Below are 1,101 nucleotides of genomic sequence, written 5' to 3'. Positions count from 1 at the left end.
TGTCAAGTCCCGCCTGTTCATAAACCCGTTTGACAAATAATTCGGGGCGCTTTTTCTGCCATTCTTTGAGCGCCAGAATTGGTGTTTTGCTGTCGATGGCGCGTTGCGGAATATGATGGTTGTAGAGCTTCAAGTAGTTCATCAAGGTCGCCTCCAGATCAGCCCTGCTGTCGAAACGGGTTTGCTGTAGCAGTTCGTTGATTCGTCCGTTGAAGCGCTCTACCATGCCATTCGTTTGCGGGTGCCGTGGCGGTGCCAGGCGATGCTCTGCCGGCAGTGCGGTACAAGCCACATCGAAGGCATGGTTGCCGCTCGGCTTCTTGTCCTTGGTAGCGAAGCGGTCAGTGAACTGAGAGCCGTTATCTGTCAGTATCTTGCTGATCTTGATCGGTGAAGCAAGCTTGAGCCGACGCAGGAAATCGACGCTGCTCTTGTCCGTCATGTCGCCATAGATGTGCATGAAAACCCATCGCGTGGCCCGGTCGATCGCGACGAACAGATAGCGACGCGAGGTTTCGTCAGGCATCTGGGGCAAGTATTTGATATCGATGTGAACGAAGCCTGGTTCGTAATCCTTGAACGTCTTTTTCGGCGCGATCGTTTCGCCTTCAGCTTTCGGGATGACATCTTCAAGACGTGACATGCCCTCGCGCTTCAAAAGGCGGGCAAGACCTGAGCGAGAGACGTCAGGATTGATGTACTGCTTGGTGACGAAGAGAAGATCGTCCAATGGCAAATAAAGCGACTGGCGCAGCGCAAGCACGATCGCTTCCTGCGCTGCGCTCAGGGTGGTCTTGAGGACATGGGCACGGTGGGAACGGTCCTGTACATCATCACGCTTGAGCCACTTCTTGGCGGTAGCCCGGCTGACATTGAAGACCTTGGCCGCCTGGCGATCTGACAGGCCCGAGTCCTTGATCTCTTGGCGCGTTTTCGGTGTAGTTCGGGCTTGCGGGTGAATGCGTGAACTCATGCTGCAAATTGCTCCTGGTGCTTTGAAATTCCGGGATTGCTGAACCCAGCAATCAACTCGTTCAGCATAGCCTTTGCTCGGAATAAAGGCCAGCTACGACGAGGAATATGATCGCACGGCACTAAACA

1 protein-coding gene is annotated in these 1,101 nt (G+C 54.2%); it reads right to left on the bottom strand.

From position 1 onward, the window contains the following. A partial coding sequence (locus tag ABIB42_RS25910) for an IS481 family transposase (protein WP_005667707.1) occupies positions 1-973 on the bottom strand: 973 nt, incomplete at its 3' end. Positions 974-1,101: the final 128 nt, after the last annotated feature.

It is taken from the genome of Massilia sp. UYP32, from assembly GCF_050434365.1.
Classification (GTDB): Bacteria; Pseudomonadota; Gammaproteobacteria; order Burkholderiales; family Burkholderiaceae_D; genus Telluria; species Telluria timonae.
The sequence above is the reverse complement of the archived record's forward strand: the minus strand, read 5'-3'. Positions and strand labels throughout refer to the sequence as shown.